The organism is Aminobacter aminovorans (assembly GCF_900445235.1).
Lineage (GTDB): Bacteria > Pseudomonadota > Alphaproteobacteria > Rhizobiales > Rhizobiaceae > Aminobacter > Aminobacter aminovorans.
Genome location: NZ_UFSM01000001.1, coordinates 2837952 through 2859210, shown reverse-complemented (window position 1 = coordinate 2859210; position 21259 = coordinate 2837952). Strand labels below are relative to the sequence as shown.

General features: G+C 61.9%; 19 protein-coding genes and 1 pseudogene. 6 read left to right on the top strand and 14 right to left on the bottom strand.

The window, feature by feature from the left end; all coding sequences use genetic code 11:
• The first annotated feature begins 79 nt into the window (after window positions 1–79).
• Window positions 80–601, top strand: coding sequence for a GNAT family N-acetyltransferase (locus DY201_RS14035; protein ID WP_115731728.1), 522 nt, complete (start codon window positions 80–82; stop codon window positions 599–601).
• Here the strand turns inward: DY201_RS14035 and DY201_RS14030 are convergent.
• From DY201_RS14030 to DY201_RS14015, 4 genes are all read right to left on the bottom strand, one after another.
• A complete protein-coding gene (locus tag DY201_RS14030; protein ID WP_115731727.1) occupies window positions 598–1806 on the bottom strand; it encodes an acetate/propionate family kinase in 1209 nt (402 codons plus the stop codon). The two genes, DY201_RS14035 and DY201_RS14030, sit on opposite strands and share 4 nt — an antisense overlap.
• A 51-nt stretch (window positions 1807–1857) precedes the next feature.
• Window positions 1858–4281, bottom strand: a complete 2424-nt coding sequence (locus DY201_RS14025) for a phosphoketolase family protein (protein WP_115731726.1) — start codon at window positions 4279–4281, stop codon at window positions 1858–1860.
• A gap of 122 nt (window positions 4282–4403) precedes the next feature.
• Complete coding sequence (locus DY201_RS14020) at window positions 4404–6005, bottom strand: MBL fold metallo-hydrolase (protein WP_115731725.1); 1602 nt, start codon at window positions 6003–6005, stop codon at window positions 4404–4406.
• 10 nt (window positions 6006–6015) lie between these two features.
• Window positions 6016–6852, bottom strand: coding sequence for a universal stress protein (locus tag DY201_RS14015; protein WP_115731724.1), 837 nt, complete (start codon window positions 6850–6852; stop codon window positions 6016–6018).
• A 695-nt stretch (window positions 6853–7547) separates the two neighbouring features.
• On the opposite strand from DY201_RS14015, the gene DY201_RS14010 reads away from it, so the two are divergent.
• Window positions 7548–8219 carry an outer membrane protein gene (locus DY201_RS14010; RefSeq protein WP_165915876.1) on the top strand — a complete coding sequence of 224 codons (672 nt, stop codon included), beginning with the start codon at window positions 7548–7550 and terminating at the stop codon, window positions 8217–8219.
• Window positions 8220–8593: 374 nt separating this feature from the next.
• On the opposite strand, the gene DY201_RS14005 is transcribed toward DY201_RS14010, so the two are convergent.
• Both DY201_RS14005 and DY201_RS14000 read right to left on the bottom strand, forming a co-directional pair.
• A complete protein-coding gene (locus DY201_RS14005; RefSeq protein ID WP_115731722.1) occupies window positions 8594–10345 on the bottom strand; it encodes a putative bifunctional diguanylate cyclase/phosphodiesterase in 1752 nt (583 codons plus the stop codon).
• A 67-nt stretch (window positions 10346–10412) separates the two neighbouring features.
• The gene (locus tag DY201_RS14000) at window positions 10413–11399 is read right to left on the bottom strand and encodes a GlxA family transcriptional regulator (protein WP_115733787.1); all 987 of its coding nucleotides are present in this window, start codon (window positions 11397–11399) and stop codon (window positions 10413–10415) included.
• Between the two features lie 340 nt (window positions 11400–11739).
• Between DY201_RS14000 and DY201_RS29050 the strand changes: the two genes are divergently transcribed.
• The 3 genes from DY201_RS29050 (at window position 11740) to DY201_RS13990 (ending at window position 13122) form a co-directional block, all read left to right on the top strand.
• Window positions 11740–12102 carry a patatin-like phospholipase family protein gene (locus DY201_RS29050; RefSeq protein WP_165915877.1) on the top strand — a complete coding sequence of 121 codons (363 nt, stop codon included), beginning with the start codon at window positions 11740–11742 and terminating at the stop codon, window positions 12100–12102.
• Between the two features lie 38 nt (window positions 12103–12140).
• Window positions 12141–12308, top strand: coding sequence for a hypothetical protein (locus tag DY201_RS29045; protein WP_165915878.1), 168 nt, complete (start codon window positions 12141–12143; stop codon window positions 12306–12308).
• A gap of 181 nt (window positions 12309–12489) precedes the next feature.
• Window positions 12490–13122, top strand: a complete 633-nt coding sequence (locus tag DY201_RS13990; RefSeq protein ID WP_115731721.1) for a hypothetical protein — start codon at window positions 12490–12492, stop codon at window positions 13120–13122.
• Window positions 13123–13401: 279 nt separating this feature from the next.
• On the opposite strand, the gene DY201_RS13985 is transcribed toward DY201_RS13990, so the two are convergent.
• The 7 genes and pseudogenes from DY201_RS13985 to DY201_RS13955 form a co-directional block, all read right to left on the bottom strand.
• Complete coding sequence (locus DY201_RS13985; RefSeq protein WP_115731720.1) at window positions 13402–13875, bottom strand: YbaN family protein; 474 nt, start codon at window positions 13873–13875, stop codon at window positions 13402–13404.
• Window positions 13872–14219: pseudogene (locus tag DY201_RS29735) on the bottom strand (hypothetical protein); the annotation flags it as partial. The pseudogene DY201_RS29735 and the gene DY201_RS13985, both read right to left, overlap by 4 nt.
• Before the next feature lie 27 nt (window positions 14220–14246).
• Window positions 14247–15389 carry an alpha-hydroxy acid oxidase gene (locus tag DY201_RS13975; RefSeq protein WP_115733786.1) on the bottom strand — a complete coding sequence of 381 codons (1143 nt, stop codon included), beginning with the start codon at window positions 15387–15389 and terminating at the stop codon, window positions 14247–14249.
• Window positions 15390–15497: 108 nt separating this feature from the next.
• Window positions 15498–15851: a VOC family protein gene (locus tag DY201_RS13970; protein WP_115731719.1), complete on the bottom strand. Its 354-nt coding sequence runs from the start codon at window positions 15849–15851 to the stop codon at window positions 15498–15500.
• A gap of 67 nt (window positions 15852–15918) precedes the next feature.
• Entirely contained in the window at window positions 15919–16716 is a 798-nt protein-coding gene (locus DY201_RS13965) for an FAD binding domain-containing protein (protein ID WP_115731718.1), read from the bottom strand.
• 12 nt (window positions 16717–16728) lie between these two features.
• Window positions 16729–19080: a xanthine dehydrogenase family protein molybdopterin-binding subunit gene (locus DY201_RS13960; RefSeq protein WP_115731717.1), complete on the bottom strand. Its 2352-nt coding sequence runs from the start codon at window positions 19078–19080 to the stop codon at window positions 16729–16731.
• Between the two features lie 106 nt (window positions 19081–19186).
• Window positions 19187–19687 (bottom strand): (2Fe-2S)-binding protein, encoded by a 501-nt coding sequence (locus DY201_RS13955; RefSeq protein WP_115731716.1) that lies wholly within the window; start codon window positions 19685–19687, stop codon window positions 19187–19189.
• Between the two features lie 294 nt (window positions 19688–19981).
• Here DY201_RS13955 and DY201_RS13950 point away from each other — a divergent pair, with 294 nt between their 5' ends.
• The gene (locus tag DY201_RS13950; protein ID WP_115731715.1) at window positions 19982–20671 is read left to right on the top strand and encodes a fumarylacetoacetate hydrolase family protein; all 690 of its coding nucleotides are present in this window, start codon (window positions 19982–19984) and stop codon (window positions 20669–20671) included.
• Between the two features lie 22 nt (window positions 20672–20693).
• Here the strand turns inward: DY201_RS13950 and DY201_RS13945 are convergent, their stop codons facing one another.
• Window positions 20694–21197: a MaoC family dehydratase gene (locus DY201_RS13945; protein WP_115731714.1), complete on the bottom strand. Its 504-nt coding sequence runs from the start codon at window positions 21195–21197 to the stop codon at window positions 20694–20696.
• Window positions 21198–21259 lie beyond the last annotated feature (62 nt).

Here is a 21259-nt window from a genome sequence, read left to right as displayed (position 1 = left end):
AACGGGCAGCCATGCTTCGCTGAACCGTCTCGGACGCTTCAGCCATTCGCTTGATCACAACCATGATTAGAGGCTCGACATGACCCCGAACAGCACAATCACCACCCGTACCGGGTTTCACTTCGATGTGCGTCCCGCGCGTCCTGACGACGAACCCACCCTGGCGGAGTTTTTCACCCATGTGACGCCAGACGACCTGCGATTTCGCTTTCTCGGCGGCGTGAAGGAAGTTTCACACGAGCGGCTGGTGGCGATGACGCGTTCCGACGACCCCCATACCCATAATTTTCTAGCGTACTCGACCGATGGAATACTGATCGCGGTTGCGATGCTCGCAAGCGATGCAGCCGACCGAAACGGCGAGGTTGCAATCTGCATCCGCTCGGATCGCAAACATCTGGGTGTCGGGTGGGAACTGCTCGGCTACATTGCAAACTATGCCGAAGAGCTCGGCCTCGATGCGATTGAGTCAGTCGAGAGCCGTGAAAACCGTGCTGCGATCGAGGTCGAGCGCAATATGGGTTTCACCGTCACCACTGATCCCGACGATGCGACGCTTGTTCTGGTTCGCCGCGAACTGGGCGCTCGATCGACCGGTTAGCTTGCCGATCGTTCCTGTGTCGATGCCGTCGCTGCAGATCGGGAGATGAGCATTTCCGTTGCCACAGCGCGTTCTTCATCCGCTGGAATGACCAGGACATCGACGCGGGATTTTGGACTGCTGACGACCTCCGCGCCTTCTCGGTTTCGTTCCTCATCGAGATCGACGCCGAGCCAAACGGCGGCAACGCCGATCCGCTCCCGGACCAACGGCGCGTTTTCGCCAATGCCTGCAGTGAACACCAGCGTGTCCAGTCCTCCCAGGGCCGCGGCCAGCGATCCTATCTCGCGTCCGATGCGGTAGACGAAGAGATCGACAGCCTCGGCGGCAGCAAGCTGGTTCGAGCTGATCAGGGTCCGCATATCACCAGATATTCCAGACACGCCGAGCAGGCCGGATCTCTCGTAGAGAAGCGTGACCAGTTCGTCCCCGGACAGCCGCCGTTCCTGCAGCAGATGGAGGACCACCCCCGGGTCGAGCGCGCCGCAACGCGTGCTCATCACCAGGCCGTCCAGTGTCGAAAACCCCATCGTCGTGGCGACGCTTCGTCCGGCGTTCATGGCACACAGACTGGCGCCGCTGCCGAGATGCGCGACGATCGTGCGGCCGCCGGCGCGCACGCCGTACCGGTCACGCAGCTTCGAAGCGATATGGCTGTAGGACAGCCCATGAAACCCGTAGGAGACAATACCCGTCTCAGTCATTGCGCGCGGTAGCGCATAGATCTTGGCAAGCTCCGGCCTGGTCGAATGATACGCCGTATCAAAGCAACCTATCTGCAGGGCCTGAGGCAAGAGCTCGGAAGCCAGCGCGACAACCTTGAGATTGATCGCTTGGTGGATGGGCGCCATCGACTCAAGCAAGCGCAGGGATTCGAGCGTGCGTTCGTCGAGCAGCATTGCCTCGGTGAAATCACGCCCGCCGTGAACGATCCTGTGGCCCACTCTGCCAACGCGACCCAGAAGATTGCCGTCGGCGAGTATGGAGGCGACCGCCGCGAAGGCATTGTCGATATTGATCGGTGCGTCGCCCAGGCTTCTGTCGATCCCGGGCCTGCCGGCCGAGGCCTCGACCCGCAGCCGCGGACGATGGCCGATGGAAGAAACGTTGCCGCGCAGCAGCAGCGGGAGCTCATCACGTCCCTCGAAGACGGCGAACTTCAGGCTCGAAGAGCCGCCATTCAGTACAAGAATCGCATCGATCATGAAGCCATCCGATATGTTGCCGTCCCTGTGCTTCTGCGGATGGGCATCCTTTCAATCTGGACGTTTCGGGCCGGCATCGGCATCCTGTTTCCACTTCCAGTCAAGGATTTCCGGCATATCCTGCCCATGGGCGCGAATATAGGCCCGGTGTTCAAGCAGCTTGCTGTCCATCGCCTGCTTCAACGCGACCCGGGCGCTCTTCAGGCGCGGAACCCAGTCAAGGACGCTTTGGACGATATGGAAGCGGTCGAGGCCGTTCAGGACCGTCATGTCGAACGGGGTTGTCGTCGTGCCCTCCTCATTGTAGCCGCGCACATGGATGTTTCCGTGGTTGGTGCGTCGATAGGTCAGACGATGGATCGTCCAAGGATAGCCGTGATAGGCAAAGATGATCGGCTTATCGACGGTGAACAGCGCATCGAACTCGCGATCCGATAAGCCGTGCGGGTGATGTTCCTTTGGCTGAAGTGTCATCAGGTCGACGACATTGACCACCCTGATCCTGACATCAGGAAGGTGTTGCCTTAAGATCTGCACAGCGGCCAGCGTCTCCAGGGTCGGGACGTCGCCGGCGCAAGCCATCACCACGTCGGGCTCGGCCCCATTGTCCGTCGACGCCCAGTCCCAGATGCCGATCCCTGCCCTGCAGTGAACAATTGCCTTGTCCATCGACAGCCACTGCCAAGACGGCGGCTTGCCGGCGACGATGACGTTGATGCGGTTCCAGGTCTGCAGCACATGGTCGGTCACGCAGAGCAAAGTATTGGCGTCCGGCGGCAGATAGACGCGCACAATGTCGGCCTTCTTGTTAAGGGCGACGTCGATGAAGCCGGGATCCTGATGGCTGAAGCCGTTGTGTTCCTGATGCCAGACATGGCTCGACAACAGGTAGTTCAGCGATGCGATTGGCCGCCGCCACGGAATCTCGTTGCAGGCATCCAGCCACTTCGCGTGTTGGTTGAACATGGAATCGACGATGTGGATGAACGCCTCGTAGCAGGAAAACAGGCCATGGCGCCCGGTGAGCAGGTAGCCTTCGAGCCAACCCTGGCAGGTGTGCTCGGAGAGGATTTCTAGAACCCTGCCCTCACGCCCGAGATGAACGTCTTCCGGCAGGATCTTCTCCATCCAGCCGCGCTCGGTCACTTCAAACACGTCCTGGAGACGGTTCGAGGCAGTCTCGTCCGGGCCGACGATGCGAAAGTTCTTGGCGGCCTCGTTCAACTGCATGACATCGCGCAGGAAACGGCCCATGACCCGCGTCGACTCGGACTTGACAGCACCAGGGCGCTCGAGCGCAACGGCGTGGTCCTGTAACCTGGGAAGGTCGAGAGACCTGCGCAGCAGGCCGCCATTGGCATGCGGGTTGGCGCTCATGCGTCTCGTCGCCAAAGGTGCAGTGGCGCGGATCGAGGCAACCGGAGCGCCCGCAGGGTCGAACAATTCCTCGGGCCGGTAGCTTTTCAGCCATTCTTCGAGCAGCTTGAGATGGGCGGGGTTTTCCGCAAGACCTGACAAAGGAACCTGGTGGGACCGCCAGAAGCCCTCGGTCTTCAGGCCGTCGACCTCTTTCGGGCCTGTCCAACCCTTGGGGCTCCGCAATACGATCATTGGCCATTCAGGTCGTGGCGCGGTCGTTGCGGAGCCGTTGCGTGCGGCATGCTGGATAGCCTGTATCCGATCAAACGCGTCGTCGAGCACGCTCGCCAGGCGCTCATGCATCAGGGCTGGCTCATGGCCTTCCACGAACAGCGGCTCATAGCCGTAACCGGCAAACAGTGCGCGCAATTCGTCTTCGGGAATGCGGGCCAGAATGGTTGGATTGGCGATCTTGTAGCCATTCAGATGCAGGATCGGCAGGACTGCCCCGTCGCGCGCCGGGTTAAGGAACTTGTTGGAATGCCACGCGGCCGCCAGTGGTCCCGTTTCAGCCTCGCCGTCACCGACGACGCAGGCAACCACGAGATCCGGATTGTCGAAGGCCGCGCCGTAGGCATGCGAGAGCGAGTAGCCCAACTCGCCGCCCTCGTGGATCGAGCCGGGCACATCAGGTGCTGCATGGCTTGGAATGCCGCCGGGAAATGAGAACTGCCGAAACAGCTTGCACAGCCCCTGCTCGTCCATCGCAATGTCCGGATTGAGCTCGCTATAAGTTCCCTCCAAATAGGTGTTCGCCACCATCGCCGGGCCGCCATGACCGGGACCGCAGACATAGATCACATTGCTGTCCCTGAGCCGGATGATGCGATTGAGGTGCGCATAGATGAAACTCAGCCCCGGCGACGTTCCCCAATGGCCGAGGAGACGCGGCTTGACGTGCTCCAGCCGCAACGGCTCGCGCAGCAGCGGATTGTCGAGCAGGTAGATCTGGCCAATCGTCAGATAGTTCGCGGCGCGCCAATAGGCATCGATATCGTGCAGCTCGCGATCGGACAGCCGGCCATCGGGTGCTGGAGTTGTCGTGTGCTCGGTCATGTCTGGCTCCCATCGCCTGCTCGCCCCCTGTCGCCGGATTGCGGCATGAGCCTATGTTCGTTGATCTGCACCACATCGATACCAACGCCCGTCCGCGCTTTCAGTTCATCGCGTCGCGGTCTCTATGCAGCCTTGTTGTTGAGCGCTCTCCGCATTCGTCTGATGATGGCAGCGCGACCGCGTTCATCGGCTGCGGCATCGATAGCCTCGGTGACGTCCAGGAGAAGTTTTGAAAGATCGTTGTGCCAGTCAAGGCGGGCAACCCTTTCCGGCTGTAGCCGGCGCGGCTGGCTGGCAGCGATCGGCAAACTGCCGCTCGGCGTCAATTGGAAGGCGTCATCCAGCCTGGGTACGATGATCCGGTCAAAAGGGATCAATCCCTGCAGACGCTGGCTGAGGCCAGCGAGCCCCGAATCCTCGCCATGTGTCAGGAAAACCGCATGCCTCACCGGAGTTCGAGCCTGGACCCAGGCGACCAGTTCGCCGGCATCGGCATGGCCGGAATAAAGGTCGAACAGACAAATATGTGCCTTGACCTCGACCTCTTCGCCCTGAATGCGCACGCGCTGCGCCCCGTCGAGCAGGATTCTGCCGAGCGATCCTTGGGCCTGGTATCCAGCGATCATCACCGTTGCGTTCCTGCGCCATAGGTTCGCCTTGAGATGATGGCGAATGCGTCCCGCGTCACACATGCCGCTAGCGGCGATCACCACGAAGAAGCCCGTCAGGCGATTGATCGCCTTGCTCTGCTCCACCGTCTCGGTGAACCGCAACTCCTTTGAGCTGAGAGCCTGGCGCAACACGTTGCCTCGCTCGATGTCATCGGCGTGCCGTTCAAAAATCGTGCTGGCGCGCGTCGCCAGAGGCGAATCGACAAAGACTGGAACCATCGGCACGGTACCAGCCTGCATGAGTAGATACAGGTCGACCAGCAGTTCTTGCGTCCTCTCGACAGCGAAGGACGGAATGATCAGCGGGCCGCCGGCCTCGGCGGCGCCACGCACGATCTCACCGAGCTGGGATCGCCGCTGCTCGGGTGAGACGTCCGGTCGGTCGCGGTCGCCATACGTCGCTTCGCAGATCAGATAGTCAACGTCGGCAGGCCCCTCGGGACTGGCCTGAAGCAGCTTATGACCTGGGCCGATGTCACCCGAAAAAATGAGGCGCAGGGGCGCATCGTGCCGGTCGATTTCGAGCTCTGCCGATGCCGAACCAAGCAGATGGCCAGCGTTCCAGAAGCGGGCGCGGAGGCCTTCGGCGACGGTGTTCCATTCGCCATACTCCAAGGCTCGAAACAGTGTCATGCAGGTGGCAGTATCCTGCTGACTGTAGATCGTCTCGACCAGCGGCCGCCCGCGTTGCGCGTTGCGGCGATTCAACTGCTCGACTTCCATTTCCTGGATATGTGCCGCATCCGGCAGCATGACCGAGCAAAGATCGATGGTGGCGCGCGTCGTATGGATCGGACCGCAAAAACCCTGTTTGACCAGTTTCGGCAAAAGACCGCTGTGGTCGATATGCGCGTGCGTCAGGATGACAGCGTCAATCGCGCCCGGTGGAAACGGGAATGCGCCATAATTCAATTCCCGTTCGGACTTCGATCCCTGGAACAGGCCGCAGTCGATGAGTATGCGCGAATACGGCGTCTCGATCTCATAACATGAGCCGGTGACGCTATGGGCTGCGCCGTGGAAACGCAGGACAGGTTCCGTCTCGCCTCTCATCTCCGTCGACCTAATGCGAAAGCAGCACAGGCAGGCGCAAATCCGCAAGAATGCCGTCAGTGGCACCGCCAAGCACGAAATCCCTGACGCGCGAGTGACCATACCCGCCCATGACAAGCAGATTGCCGCCGATCCTGAGAGCATGCTCCTGAAGAGCTGCGCCGATTGAACTGTCGCCTGCCTGGATAGTGGCAGCCTCAGCCACCAGACCACGCGTCTTCAAGCCCAGCGCAAGGCGTTCGCCGATGCGCTGTGCCGGAAGCGGCTTTTCGTCGGTCACGGTCACGACGGTGATCATGGAGGCGCGTTCGAGAAACGCCCGCGCGTCAGCAACTGCCCGTGCGGCCACTCGGCTGCCGTCCCAGGCGATCACGACATGTCCAAGCAACCCAACATCAACAGACTCGGGAAGGAGGAGGGTCGGCCTACCCGAGCCGAACAGAATCGCCTCGGCTATCATTCGTGCCGTCTGGTTGGCAGGTTCCCAGCCAACCAGACAGAGATCGAAATAGCGGGAGTGCTTTGCAGCCACATCCCCCATCAAGGCAGGTGGGGCGGTCAACTCCTGAGTGGTGACCGTTACACCGCTACGCGCAGCTTCTTGTGCAATTGCCTCCAGCAGATCGCTGCCGCGCTTGCGACTGGTCGCCTCGGCGTCTTGTATCTGGTGGGGAAGATCGAGAAAGTAGCTCGACAGCGCGTTCGAAACGTCGGGAATGTCGACATCAATGGCGACAGCATGGAGCGCCGCGTCGATCTGTTTGACGAGGGCGACCGCATGCGCCACGATCTTCGAGGAATTCGCGTCCGGATAGGTCGCCAAGGACAGAGATGCTACCAGCTTCATTGGAATCGTCTCCATTGTCGAACGGCCAACTGCCGTCCCTTGCATCATCTCATAGCCCCAATTGACGGGACGAGCTTTGACCCAGCGCAAATGCGACCTGTCAAATGCTGGGTCAGCAATCGCAAAAAGCTGACCTCAGCTAGCGCCCATGAGGTGGAGTTGAGCTGAAGGGCCGCGTGTTGCCTTTGAAAACCTGTATCTTCTCGCTGGCATTCCCAGTGCCTACAGGGGTCACCTTCGCCCAGCCGGAGCGATCGCTTCCATAGTCGGCCTTCGCGAACAGAATGTTGGCAGCCCGTTTCCACCGACCGACCAACCATCCTTGGCGGCAGAACAGGACTTGGACGGTCCAGGTTCTTGCCAAGGGCGGCAAGGGAGCCGACCATCTCACGGAATGAATGACAGTGACCATGAGCACCTGCGGATGCGCCAACGACTACTTGTTGGCATTCCGGTGGCAAGCTTCACCCAATAGGCAGGAACTGCCGACAAAAGTCTTCACAGGCAGCCACTCCGCCGTCCCTATGGTGGGAACGAAATGAGAAGAGAACAGCTACGCGGCAAGATGGCACCAGATTTGGTCGTTTACCGGACGCGGAGCTAGCCCCTATCACGCACCGCAGGGTGTGCAGCAATCAGGTTTCCAGGCAATGAAGAGTTGCCGTGTTGTGCCCCGTCACTCTCGGGGTCTTTTCATGAAGACGTTTCTTCTCGCTTCGACCATCCTGTTTATTGCTGCAGGCAGTACATTTGCCGCCGACGTGGTTGCCTACGAGCCTGCAGCCGCGCCTGCAGGTTTTGTCTGGACCGGCGGCTATGTCGGCCTGCATGGCGGCTACGCCTGGCTCAATGGCGTGGTCAATGTAGATTCAGACGCGCCGTTCGACGTCGAAGGTTTCGACAATGGAGTGTTGGGCGTCCACGCGGGTTACAATTGGCAGCTCAATGGCAGTTTCGTCGCCGGTATCGAGGCGGACATCGAACACGCCTGGACCACGCGGGATCTGCTCTTCACGTTCAACGCTCCCGATTTCCCGCCAGTCGACATTCCCGCCGAGGCCGGAACCAATTGGCAAGGCAGTGCGCGCCTTCGTGCCGGCTACGCGATGGACCGGACGCTGCTTTTCGCAACCGGTGGCGTTGCCTTTGCAAATGCCTTCGTGAAGATGTCGGAGTTTGCCTATGACGAAAGCAAGACGTTCATCGGCTGGACCGTGGGTGCCGGCATCGAGCATACGTTCACCGACAACTGGATCGGCCGCCTTGAGTATCGTTACGCCGATTTCGGTTCCGAGACGTTTCCGCAAGGTGTGAAGATCGAACTCAACGAGCACACCGTGCGGGCGGGCATCAGCTACAAGTTCTAAGCGGCGTAGACTGCGCGGGAGAGCTGGATCGGCTGACAGTCGCTGCTTGGGCACGCATCTCGGATGCGCGAGAGCCTTCAAGGAGCGGCTCGCCGGTCAAGAACAATCGCGCGTCTCAGATCTGCGAGATCGAACCCACATATTTCCTCCAATGACGTCGCTACCAATACTTTAACGCGCTTGGCATTGACCTGTACAACCTATTCAACGGCGGGCCATCAGATGAATAGGTTTTTTCTTGTCCTGACCTGGAAGATCGCAATATCAATTCACATTGGAACAATACGGGATCGCCGCCATTAGGTTGCTGGCTGGCGCCTTTAGGTCGACAATGGTAGGTCAGCTTTTGACTGGACAACAATCATAGCTGCCCTTCAATTGCGTCCGCTCGGCCTTGCTCGGCACAAATTCGCTGTGAAGCTTTCTTCATCGGCCGGAAACCCGAAGAGGTAGCCCTGGCCGATAGGACATCCCATCCCGGCGAGTAGCGCGCGCTGGGCCTCGGTCTCCACCCCTTCCGCCACAACGGTAAGACCCAGAGCGCGCCCAAGATCGCTGATGGCGCGGACGATAACCATCTTCGAAGGACTCGCGGCGAGTTCGCCGACGAAGCTCCGGTCAATCTTGATTTCGGTCACCGGAAACGTCTCGAGCAGTCGTAGGCTCGAATAGCCGGTCCCAAAATCGTCGACGGAGAGGCCGATGCCGAGATCGCGCAGCCGTCGGAACGCCTCCAGCACGCCGGGCGTGTCGTTGAGGAGCATGCTCTCGGTGATCTCCAGCGTCAGCCAGGCTGGTTCTGCACCGGTCTGCCGCAGAACCCGATCCACCAATTCCGCCATATCGCGGTGAAGGAATTCCGTGGCGGACACGTTCACCGAAAAGCGCAACGGCCTGTCGCGGTGCTCGTTGACTCGCCGGGCGAAGTCCGCCACGGCGAAGAGGCCGCGTTCGCCGAGGTCCAGGAGCAGACCGGTGCGCTCGGCCGCTTCTATGAAACGGCTCGGCGGCTGGCTGCCGAAAAGGGGATGGTTCCACCGTAGCAGCGCTTCCGCACCCACCCATTCGCCGGACGAGAGGTCAATCTGGGGTTGAAAATGATAGACGAACTCGTTGTTCGCGATGGCGACCTTCAGCTCGCGGGTCAACCGGACGCGGAGGCGAGCCTCCTCCTGGTCGGCGCCCAGAAACGGGCGAGGCCCGCCGAGCTGATCGGACTTGGCCGCCTGCAGCGCGGTGCCGGCATTTCGAACCAGCGCGATTGCACTGCCGCCAGGTTCCCCGATGGCATAGCCAATTGCAAAGCGCAGCGAGACGCTCGCCCCCGGGACCACGAAGTCATGGTCAAGCGCAATGGAAATGTGGCTCACAATGGGCTGCGCGCTCGCTTCATCAGGCAGTTCGAAGGCCAATGCGAACTCGTTTGCGCCCATCCGGGCGACCGTCGCCGCCCCGGTTTCCCGCAGCCGGCGGCCGGTCTCAAGCAGCAGCGCGTCGCCGACTTCGAACCCGTATCCGGCATTGATGTCGTGGAAACCGATGATGTCGAGCTTTACGATCAGCGCCCGACCGGAATGCGTCGCGAAGCATCTTTCCGCCGCCACGATGAATGATTGGCGGTTGAGGCACCCCGTGGCGACGTCGAAGTTGGCTGCGCGATCCAGGTCGATCTCCGTCTGACGAATGGCCGACACGTCTCGAAGAATGCCGAGGTAGAGCTGTTCCCCGACGACCGCGATGGGTCTGAGGCTGAGGCGGTTCCAGAAGGCCGAGCCGTCTTTCCGATAGTTTCGCAGCGTGACGTCTACCGACACCCGGGCCGCAATGGCTGCACGGATGCGCGCAACTTCCGGCTGGTCGCGGTTGTTTCCCTGCAGGTAGCGGCAATCCTTGCCGAGTACTTCGTGCCGCTCGTATCCCGTCAGGTTTTCGAAAGCCCTGTTCACGTAAAGAAGAGGCGCGTTGCCTGCTGAAACACGGGCGATCACGATGCCGTCAGTCAGTTCCTCGACCAGTTTCCGAACGACCAGCCGAAGTACTGCGTTGGATACGGGGCTCGCCTGGCTGCCACCGGGCCGCCTGAGGCCAGTGAAATCCGCCGGGGTGAGTTCCATGAAATCGTTCATGGCTCAAGCAATGGCGCGGTTCCGCGCAGCAGCGCAATGCTTGCGAAGGGCCGTTTCCAGACAACAGTCAGCCGGTTTCGGACAAAGTGGGTCTTGACCCGTCTCCCGAGCTTCGAAAGCGGTCTCGATACTCGGAGGGCGTCGAGCCAAGATGCTCGAGAAAGGCGCGGCGCATCGCCCGCGCCGACCCGAAGCCGCTCCTCTGGGCGATCGTTGCGACCGGCAGCCGGCTGCCTTCCAGGAGGAAGCGTGCAACATCGAGGCGCGTCAGGTTGACATAGTCGGATGGCGATATCCCGACCTCCTGCGAAAAAACGCGCGTGAAGTTGCGCGCGCTCATCGCGGCGATCTTCGCCAAGGCAGTCACCGAAAGATCCGCCGCAGGATGGTTCAGAACATATTGCTGGACGTTGTAGAGCCGGCTGCGGTCTATCGCCTGTGCCGCCAGATGCACGCTGAACTGTGACTGGTCGCCCGGTCGCTTCAGGAACACGACCAACCGGCGGGCCACGTAGAGCGCCACTTCCCGGCCGAGGTCCTCCTCGACGAGGGAAAGGCCGAGATCAATCGCCGCGCTAGACCCCGCCGAGGTGATCATCGAGCCGTCACGGACGAAAACCCGGTCGCCCTCCACACGCGCCTCGGGGAAGCGCTCCGCAAGCAGAGACGCGAACTGCCAATGCGTGGCGACCCGCCGGCCTGTGAGCAGACCAGCTTCGCCAAGCACGAATGCCCCTGTACATACTGAGCCAAAGCGGCGCGCGTGGGCGGCCGTCCTGGTCAACCAGTCGATGACCTGCCTGCCTGGGTCATGAGGAACGCCGACGCTCCCGGCCACCAGCAAGGTATCAGGGCTACCCGGGTAGGAGTCGAAGGCGGAGTCGGGCAGCACTCTCAGCCCTGACGCGCAGCGGATCGTGCGATCATTTTCGGCAACGACAGAAACCTCATAGGACATTTTGCCGGCGCGGGCGTTCGCTTCGGCGAATACGTCCATAAGGCCGGCGAGTTCCAGTGAGTGGACGTTCGACGGTGCGAAGATGACGACCCGCATGGGGAAGCTCCAGCTCATGGGCGTGGCAGGGCCATCAATTTACCACGCAGAAGGAATGGCGCCTGCCCGGATCGTCGACAACAGCCATGAACGGCGCGAATTGGGGCGCATTCAGACATTCAGCCACTGCCCGACTGCGCGTCGGTTGCCTCATCCCTTCCACATCATCCATCGCAGAACGGCCTGGATATGCTCTGCGAAGCCGAGTTCGCCACGAAAGATATCGGGCCTTGTCCCAGGCGATCCTCTTCCCCAACCGCAACACAGCCGCAGATCACGAGCAGCGCCCTCAACAGAGACGTTTCGTGAAGGTGTCGGCGACGCCGAGCGGCGATTGGTCATGCCCGCTTTCGACGAATTCAACGAAGTGACATTGTTCAAGACGCCGCACCTCCCCGCTTACAAGCTGGACTGGCCAGAGAAGATGGTCGATGTCGCGCTGGCCACCGCAGCCGCACCAACCCTCTTCTCAGCCTCTGAGAACGACGACCACCAATTTGCCGATGGCGGCGTCTGGGCGAACAACCCTGTCATGACCCTGCTTGTGGACGCGCTCGCCTGCTACGAGATTGGCCGCCATCACGTCGGCATCCTTTGTCTTGGCTGTGTTGAACGGGACTTCGCCTTTACCCAAGGCCAAGATAGGCTGCGGCCTCCATGCGGCTGCAAAGCCAGAATGCCTTGGGGCAAGCCGGACTGTTGATCGGCCGGGACCGGCTGCTCCGACTTGATGGCCCCGCCATGAAGGACAACCCCATCGAACTTGACGATTTTGCCCGCGCCTTCTCACAGCTGCCAGCCACGGCGGAGAAAATCGTCACCGACAGCGAGGAAAGTCTCGCCGCGTTCTTTCATACACCGCGGCCGGCCTATGAAGGATATTGCGGACCGCGAGTTAAATTCCCATAAGCTTAGAAACGACTTTTGCGACGGCAATAGCAGCAAAAGGCGTGTGCGAGGCACAAAATTCAAAATTAATTCACGAACGCTAGCCAACAAATCCACAACAAAGATCATGATAAAATTGGGAAATTGGTCCTATATCTTCTAGATCTCTAAGCCACCGAAAGGTCCTGCACGAGGCCACGTCATGCCCACCGATAGTCAGTACATTTTCGAGAGCATCAAGCAGGGATGCGCGACGCCTAGCGATGACGAGTTCGTCATCGACAGGCTGGTAAAGTATTTCGGCAACGGGAGGATCCGGTGGCACGTCGAATTCCGGGGGCATCGCATCGAACTGACGACGGGCCAGATCAAGAAGCAGCCTACCTTCCGAAGGAAGATACTCGAACAAGCTGGTGTACTGCCGCCCCAGCGTGCCGGCGCCGACTACCGGCGATGGGCTATCGACCTGAGAAAGAAGGCCATCGAGCTTCCCTGGCGGGACAGGCCGGTCGATGTCGATTTCGCCATTGACAGGCTCGCCAGCCATGGGGATGGGCGCTGGACGGTTGAATACCAAGGCAAGTCGATCAAGTTCACGACGACCAAACTTCGCCGGCAAGTCAGTTTCCGCAAACGCATGCTGGCCAAGGCCAAGGTGTTGCCGCCCCAACTCAACCAGGCTGCCTATCGGAAGTGGGTGGACTGGCTCATTCAGAACGCCGCTGAGGCTGCACCGCAGACCGGAGATGCCTCGATGTCGGAGAAAAGTTGGCTTGATGACCTACCGGAGCTCGCCGGCTGGAAAAATGAAGCGCCGCCCGAAGCGACCGGCTAGGACGGTAGTTTTCCAAAACAGAAGCAAGCAGTCGAGCCAAAGGGGACTGCGGAAGATATTTGCTCGATGCAATTGCGATCCGCTCAGATCGATATGTCCTGGGTTTCGCCATTGCGTAGTTCATTATTCCTTCGAAACTTCGCCGGGAGATGCGCTGGAGGACAACCAGTCTTGTGCCTCACGGCGACATCGGTGGATTTCGCAAGATTCAGCAGTTGCAGCCGTACCCGGCCGGCGCGACCTGAGCGTGCCAAGAGCCGGCCCCGTTCAGTTCCGGGCTCAGACATCTTCGTTCTGCCGCGCCGGCCGGGGCGACGCTTCAGTGCCATCGGCGGGGTCATCCGCGCCATTCCGTTCGGGTCGCGTGGCGACATAGATGGCGGCCGCCACGATGCATGTGGCAACCACGACAGCCAACGGCGGCGCAGGCCTGGTGCCGACAAGGAACAGGCCATAGCCCGATGCCATGCCCAGCAAGGCAAGGATCTTGGCCTTGCGCGGCACGGCCCCATATTGCCGCCAGTCGCGCAGGGTCGGGCCGAAGCGGGGATGGTTGAGCATCCACGCCTCGATGCGCGGCGACGAACGCCCGAAGCACCAGGCCGCCAGGATCAGGAAGATCGTCGTCGGCATGACCGGCAGGAAGGCGCCGACGATGCCGAGGACGAGCATGAGGGTGCCAAGCGCGATCAGCCCGACGCGTTTCGCCTTCAATGCCGCCCTGCCGGCGGCCCGGTGAAGCAGCGGCTTCATTCAGCCGAGCATATGCGCGAGGCCGCAATCATCCGAGAACCTCCTTGTCCATGCACGCGGCAAAACCCAGCCTCCGACCCGGCAGCCGCGCGACCTTCCTCGGCATCGCTCAGTCGCAGCGCATCGGTGGCAGGCCTGAACCCACGCCGGTGCAGGCCCTCCGGCGCCGGCGCAACATGCCGTGCGCCGAAGCTTTGGGAAAGCCCAGGCCTGTCTGCCTCCTTCAGAAGCATGGCAGCGCCGAGGTTCGAACCTTCCGCGACACAAGGCCAGCCTGGGGTGGTCGGAACATCGACGTCCGCTTCATGGAATTGACGACGACGCTCAAGGGCGCGGCTCGCGCGTCGACGGGGCTGGTGCCGCCGGGATCCTCAGCGCCGGGCGATGATGCGGCTGTCGACGTCCTTGATGTCGCGCAGGCCGCAGAAGGCCATGGTGATATCGAGCTCCTTGCGGATGATGTCGAGGCACGCGGTCACGCCCGCCTCGCCGCCGGCGCCGAGGCCATAGAGGAACGAGCGGCCGATGAACACGCCCTTGGCGCCAAGGGCCACGGCCTTGAGCACGTCCTGGCCGGAGCGGATACCGCCATCCATCAGCACCTCGATGCGGTCGCCGACCGCGTCGACAATGCCGGGCAGCGCCGAGATCGAGGAAATCGCGCCGTCGAGCTGACGGCCACCATGATTGGAGACAATCAGCGCGTCGGCGCCGCTTGCCACGGCCTTCTCGGCGTCCTCAGCATCGAGGATTCCTTTGAGGATCAGCTTGCCGCCCCACTGGTCCTTGATCCACTTCACGTCGTCCCAGCTGAGCGCCGGGTCGAACTGTTCGGCGGTCCATGACGACAGCGAGCGCAGATCGGTGACGCCCTTGGCGTGGCCAGCGATGTTGCGGAAGGTGCGCCGGTTGGTGCGCAGCATGTTGAGGCACCAGCGCGGCTTGGTCGCCAGGTTGATGATATTGGACACCGTCATGCGCGGCGGCGTCGACAGGCCGTTGACGATGTCCTTGTGGCGCTGGCCGAGAATCTGCAGGTCGAGCGTCAGCACCAGGGCCGAGCATCCGGCAGCCTTGGCGCGGCGGATGAGATTGGAGACGAACTCGCGGTCGCGCATCACATAGAGCTGGAACCAGAACGGCTTCGACGTGTTTTCGGCGATGTCTTCGATCGAGCAGATGCTCATCGTCGACAGCGTGAACGGAATGCCGGCCTTCTCGGCAGCCCGCGCGCCGTGGATCTCGCCGTCGGCATGCTGCATGCCGGTCAGGCCGGTCGGCGCGATCGCCACCGGCATCGACACCGTCTCGCCGGCCATCGTCGTTTCAAGCATACGGTCACGCATGTCGACGGCAACGCGCTGGCGCAGCTTGATCGGCACGAAGTCGCTCTCATTCTCGCGATAGGTGCTCTCGGTCCAGGAGCCGGAATCGCAATAGTCGTAGAACATGCGCGGCACCCGGCGCTTGGCGATGGCTCGAAGATCGGCGATCGAGGTAATCGGACGCGCCATTCCACTATGCTCCAGGATGCTGATGACCGGCGGCATGTAAGCCGCCTTCGCGACCGATGCCAAGGCCTGACCGGCAAGATGTCTGTCCGGAAATCGCAGACTTTCGTTCTATGCCCGGTGTTCGAGGATGTTGACGATGTTGCCGAACGGGTCGCGGACAAAAAACCGCCTGACGCCCCAGGGCTCATCGGCAAGATCGTAGACGATCTCAAGGCGTGCGGCCTTCACCCTGTCATAGAGCTCATCGACATTGTCGACCTCGATCGAAAGCAGCGGTACCGGCGTACCCGCCCCACCCTCGCTGGCAACGCCGAGCTGCGGTGTCATCATACCGCCGGTGCCGAAGGTCAGGATCCAGCCGTGATCCATGAGAATGTCGAGCCCGAGCAGGTCGCCGTAGAATGCTTGGGCTGCCCTGGGCTCGGCTGCGTGGAGATTGGCGACGATGCGACGAACGGCCATGTCTTGTTTCCTTTCTGACGCCAAAAGGGGCCCGGAGGCCCCTCTCTGCACTTTGCGTTTGCTGGCCTCAGGCGTTGGCGGCCATGACCGCACGTTTGGCCATCACCACCACCAGATTGGCGCGATACTCCGGCGTGGCATGGATGTCACCCATCAGGCTGCCTGATGGAACCGTCACCCCTTCCAGCGCCGATGCCTCGAACTTCCTGGTCAGCGCCGCCTCGATCTCCTTGGAGCGGAACACGCCATCGTCGCCTGCCCCGGTGACCGCCGCGCGCACGCCATCCTTGCCCTTGGTCACGAATACGCCGGTCATGGCATAACGCGACGCCGGGTTCGGGAACTTGGCATAGCCCGACCTGGCCGGCGCCGTGAAGGTCACTGCGGTGACGATCTCGTCGTCCTTGAGTGCTGTTTCGAACAGGCCCTTGAAGAACTTGTCGGCGGCGATCTGACGCTTGTTGGTGACGACGGTAGCCCCCAGCGCCAGCAGCGCCGAGGGGTAGTCGGCCGCCGGATCGTTGTTGGCGACCGAGCCGCCGATGGTGCCGCGATGCCGGACGGCGGGATCGCCGATGTGGCTGGCGAGATGCGACAAGGCCAGGCAGATCTTTTTCAGCTTCTCGTCATTGGCGACGTCGAAATGCGTCGTCGCCGCACCGATGGTGACGTTCTTGCCCGAGACCTTGATGCCCTTGAGGTCGGCGATGTGGTTCAGGTCGACCAGGTCCGAGGGGGCTGCGAGCCGTGTCTTCATCGCCGGGATCAGCGTCATGCCGCCGGCGAGATATTTAGCGTCACCGCTCTTGATCTTCTTGGCGGCGTCCGCGACCGAGGTGGCGCGATGATAGTTGACGGAATACATGGTGCGTCCTCCTCAGTGCTTCGTGCCGGCGCGCAATGCGGCCCAGACTTTGCCCGGCGTCGCCGGCATGGTCAGGTTGTCGTGGCCGAGCGCATCGGTTATGGCGTTGATGACCGCCGGCGGCGAACCGATGGCGCCGGCCTCGCCGCAGCCCTTGATGCCGAGCGGATTGCTCGGACAGGGCGTGTTCGACGTCGATATCTGAAATGACGGCAGATCGTCGGCACGCGGCATGGTGTAGTCCATGTAGCTTGCCGTCAGAAGCTGGCCGCTGGCGTCATAGACAGCGCCTTCCAGCAGCGCCTGGCCGACGCCCTGGGCGATGCCGCCATGCACCTGCCCTTCGACGATCATCGGATTGATGATGTTGCCGAAATCGTCGGCGGCGACGAACTGGACGATGTCGGTCTTCCCCGTCTCGGGATCGATCTCCACCTCGCAGATGTAGCAGCCGGCCGGGAAGGTGAAGTTCGACGGATCGTAGAATGCCGTCTCCTTCAGGCCCGGCTCCATGCCTTGCGGCAGGTTGTGTGCGGTATAGGCGGCCAGCGCCATCTGGAACCACGGCACGTTCTTGTCGGTGCCGGCCACCTTGAGCTGGCCGTTCTCGATGACGATGTCACCTTCGTCGGCCTCGAGCAGGTGTGCGGCGATCTTCTTGGCCTTGGCCTCGACCTTGTCGAGCGCCTTGACGATCGCCGACATGCCGACGGCGCCCGAGCGCGAGCCATAGGTGCCCATGCCCATCTGCACCTTGTCGGTGTCGCCATGAACGATGGAGACGCTGTCGATCGGCACGCCGAAGCGTGAGTTGACGAGCTGGGCGAAGGTCGTCTCATGGCCCTGGCCATGGCTGTGCGAGCCGGTCAGCACCTCGATGGTTCCGACGGCATTGACCCGCACCTCAGCGGATTCCCACAGGCCGACACCTGCGCCGAGCGACCCCACCGCTGCCGACGGCGCAATGCCGCAGGCCTCGATGTAGCAGCTCATGCCGATGCCGCGCAGCTTGCCCTTCTTGGCCGCAGCCGTCTTGCGCTTGGCAAAGCCGGCATAGTCGGCCTGCTTCATCGCCGCATCGAGCGACGCGCCATAATCGCCGGCGTCGTAGCACATGATGACAGGCGTCTGGTGCGGGAACTTGGTGATGAAATTCGTCCGCCGCAGTTCGGCGGGCGAAACGCCAAGCTCACGCGCGGCGATCTCCATCGTGCGCTCGAGCACGAAGGTCGCCTCCGGCCGCCCAGCGCCGCGATAGGCATCGACCGGTGCGGTGTTGGTGTAGACGGTGCGCACATTGCCGTAGATCGCCGGGATGTCGTACTGACCCGACAGCAGCGTGGCATAAAGATAGGTCGGCGTCGCCGAGGAAAACAGCGACATGTAGGCGCCAAGATTGGCGATGGTGTCGACCTTCAGCCCGACGATCTTGTTGTTCTTGTCGAAACCCATCTCGACCGTGGTGTGGTGGTCGCGGCCATGGGCGTCGGTCAGGAAACTCTCGGTGCGGTCGGCCACCCACTTGACCGGCACGCCGGTCCGTTTCGAGGCCCACAGGCAGACGATTTCCTCGGGATAGATGTAGATCTTCGAGCCGAAGCCGCCGCCGACGTCCGGGGCGATGACACGCAGCTTGTTTTCCGGCGCGACATTGTAGAACGCGCTCATGACCAGCCGGGCGACATGCGGGTTCTGCGAGGTCGTCCAGCAGGTGTAGTGGTCCTCGGCCTTATCGTAGTGGCCAAGGGCCGCGCGCGGCTCCATCGCATTCGGAACCAGCCGGTTGTTGACGATGTCGAGGCGGGTGATGTGGGCCGCCGACTTCAGGGCGGCGTCGGTCGCAGCTTCGTCGCCGATGCCCCAGTCGAAGATCAGGTTGCCGTCGGCTTCGGGATGAAGCTGCGGCGCGCCCTTGGCGAGCGCATCGACCGCGTCGGCAACCGACTTGCGTTCCTTGTAGGTGATCTCGACAGCTTCGGCGGCGTCGCGCGCCTGGCCCTTGGTGTCGGCCACCACCACGACGACGGCATCACCGACATAGCGCACCCGGTCGACCGCCAGTGGCGACCACGCCCCCATCTTCATCGGCGAACCATCCTTGGAATGGATCATCCAGCCGCAGATCAGGTTGCCGATGCCGTCGGCCTTGAGTTGCTTGCCGGTCAGCACGCCGATGACACCCGGCATCGCCTCGGCTTTTTTGGTCTCGATCTTCTTGATGTCGGCATGGGCGTGCGGGCTGCGCACGAATGCAGCGTGTTTCATGCCCGGCACGACCATGTCGTCGACATAACGTCCGGCGCCTGTGATGAACCTCTTGTCTTCCTTGCGCGCAACCCGCGCGCCGATGCCTTCGATTCCCATTTCAGTTCCTCCCGAACTCAAAAAGCAGATGGCGAATGCTGGCTATGGAGGCAGACCGCGACGGCGTAAGGGACCATGTCCCTGCTCGCCCTGCGCTCCCCTGTCCCTATGCCGCCTTTTTCGCCTTGCTCTTGGACGCCTTCGACATCGTTTTCGAAGCGGCGAGGATCGCCTTGACGATGTTGTGGTAACCGGTGCAGCGGCAGATGTTGCCTTCGAGCTCCGCGCGCACGGTCGCCTCGTCGAGGCCTTCGGGATGCCTGCGGATCATGTCGGTCGCCGTCATGATCATGCCCGGCGTGCAGAAGCCGCACTGCAGGCCATGATGTTCCTTGAACGCCGCCTGGACGGGATGAAGGTCGGCGCCATCGGCGAGGCCTTCGATGGTGGTGACAGTCGAACCCGAGGCCTGTACCGCAAGCATTGAGCAGGACTTCATCGCCTTGCCGTCGACATGGACGACGCAGGCGCCGCATTGCGACGTATCGCAACCGACATGCGTTCCGGTCAGCCCCAAATGCTCACGCAGGAAATGAACGAGAAGCGTGCGGTCCTCCACCGCGCCGCTGACCTTTCGGCCATTCACGACCAAAGATACATCCGACATGAAACCTCCCATGTTGCCGCGACCGGCCAGGCAGACCCCGACCAGTCAGGTGCGCAAATCCTATCCGTGCAAATGCAGGCTGCAAGCGCCTTTTTGGATCCAGACACGCAATGCGTGCATGCCAGCGCAGAAAAGACGCCTGATCGCAGCCGCTTCGACTTGAGCCATCTTGCTACGCACCGGCAACGGCCGCTTCCCTGGCTGCAGATTGCAGGTGGCCGGCCTGCAGATTGCAAGTGGAATGCGCGCGCGGATCGTGCCAAAAGCCGTCATCACATTTGCGGGAGGCCCTGCTTGGTCAACTTCGTCATCGCTCCGCCCGAGCCAGCTTCGGTAGCCGTTTCCGGATCGCCGGATCGGTTTCCGGTACGGCGCATCTTCTGCGTCGGCCGCAACTACGCAGCGCACGCCCGCGAAATGGGAAGGGATCCCGATCGCGAGCCGCCGTTCTTCTTCGGCAAGCCGGCCGACTCCGTCGTCGACAGCGGTGCGACGATCCCCTACCCGCCACTGACCGGCGACCTGCACCACGAGATCGAGCTTGTCGTCGCCATCGCCAAGGGCGGTTCGAACATCGCCGCGGCCGACGCGCTCGACCACGTCTGGGGCTATGGCGTCGGCATCGACCTGACCCGCCGCGACCTGCAGGACGCCGCCAAGAAACTCGGCCGCCCCTGGGACTGGGGCAAGGGTTTCGACCGCTCGGCACCTTGCGGACCGCTGGTACCGGTGTCCGAAATCGGCCACCCCGGCAAAGGCCGCGTCTGGCTCGCCGTCAATGGCGAAACCAGGCAGCAGGGCGACCTCTCTGAACTGATCTGGTCGATCCCAGAAGTGATCGCCATCTGCAGTCAATCGATGGAACTGAAGGCCGGCGACCTGATCTACACCGGCACGCCGGCGGGCGTCGGCGCGGTCAGGCCGGGAGACCGCATGACAGGCGGTGTCGACGGCGTCGGCGAGATCGAGATTTCGATCGCGTGACCGGGCGGAAGATGGCGCTGGCTCAGGCCGTCGCCTTCTTGCGCCGCTCATAGAGCATGACCAGCGTTTCGGCGACGAGCGCCGGCTTGTCCTCGCCTTCGATCTCGATGGTGTTTTCGGCCTTGAGCAGATATTGGCCCGGGCCCTTGTCGTCCATCGACATCAGCACGGTGCGCATGCGCACCCGCGATCCGACCTTCACCGGCGAGATGAAACGCACCTTGTCGAGGCCATAGTTGAAGGCGGCAAGCGTGTTCTCGGGCACCACGCCGATTTCCTGGACCAGCGCGCCGATCAACGACAATGTCAGGAAGCCATGCGCCACGGTGGTGCGGAACGGGCTGCGCCGCTTCGCCCTTTCGGGATCGACGTGGATCCACTGGCGGTCGCCGGTGCAGTCGGCAAAGGCGTCGATGCGGCTCTGGTCGACAAGCACCCAATCGGAAACGCCGAGTTCCTGCCCGATATTCGCGCGCAATTCCTCATAGGTCTCGATGGGCTTCCGCAAGCGTCCCTCTCCTGACATAAGCTGGCCAAGTGGGCGTTGGGGACCATAAACGAGGCGCGTTTGTCAACCTCCAAGCGCAG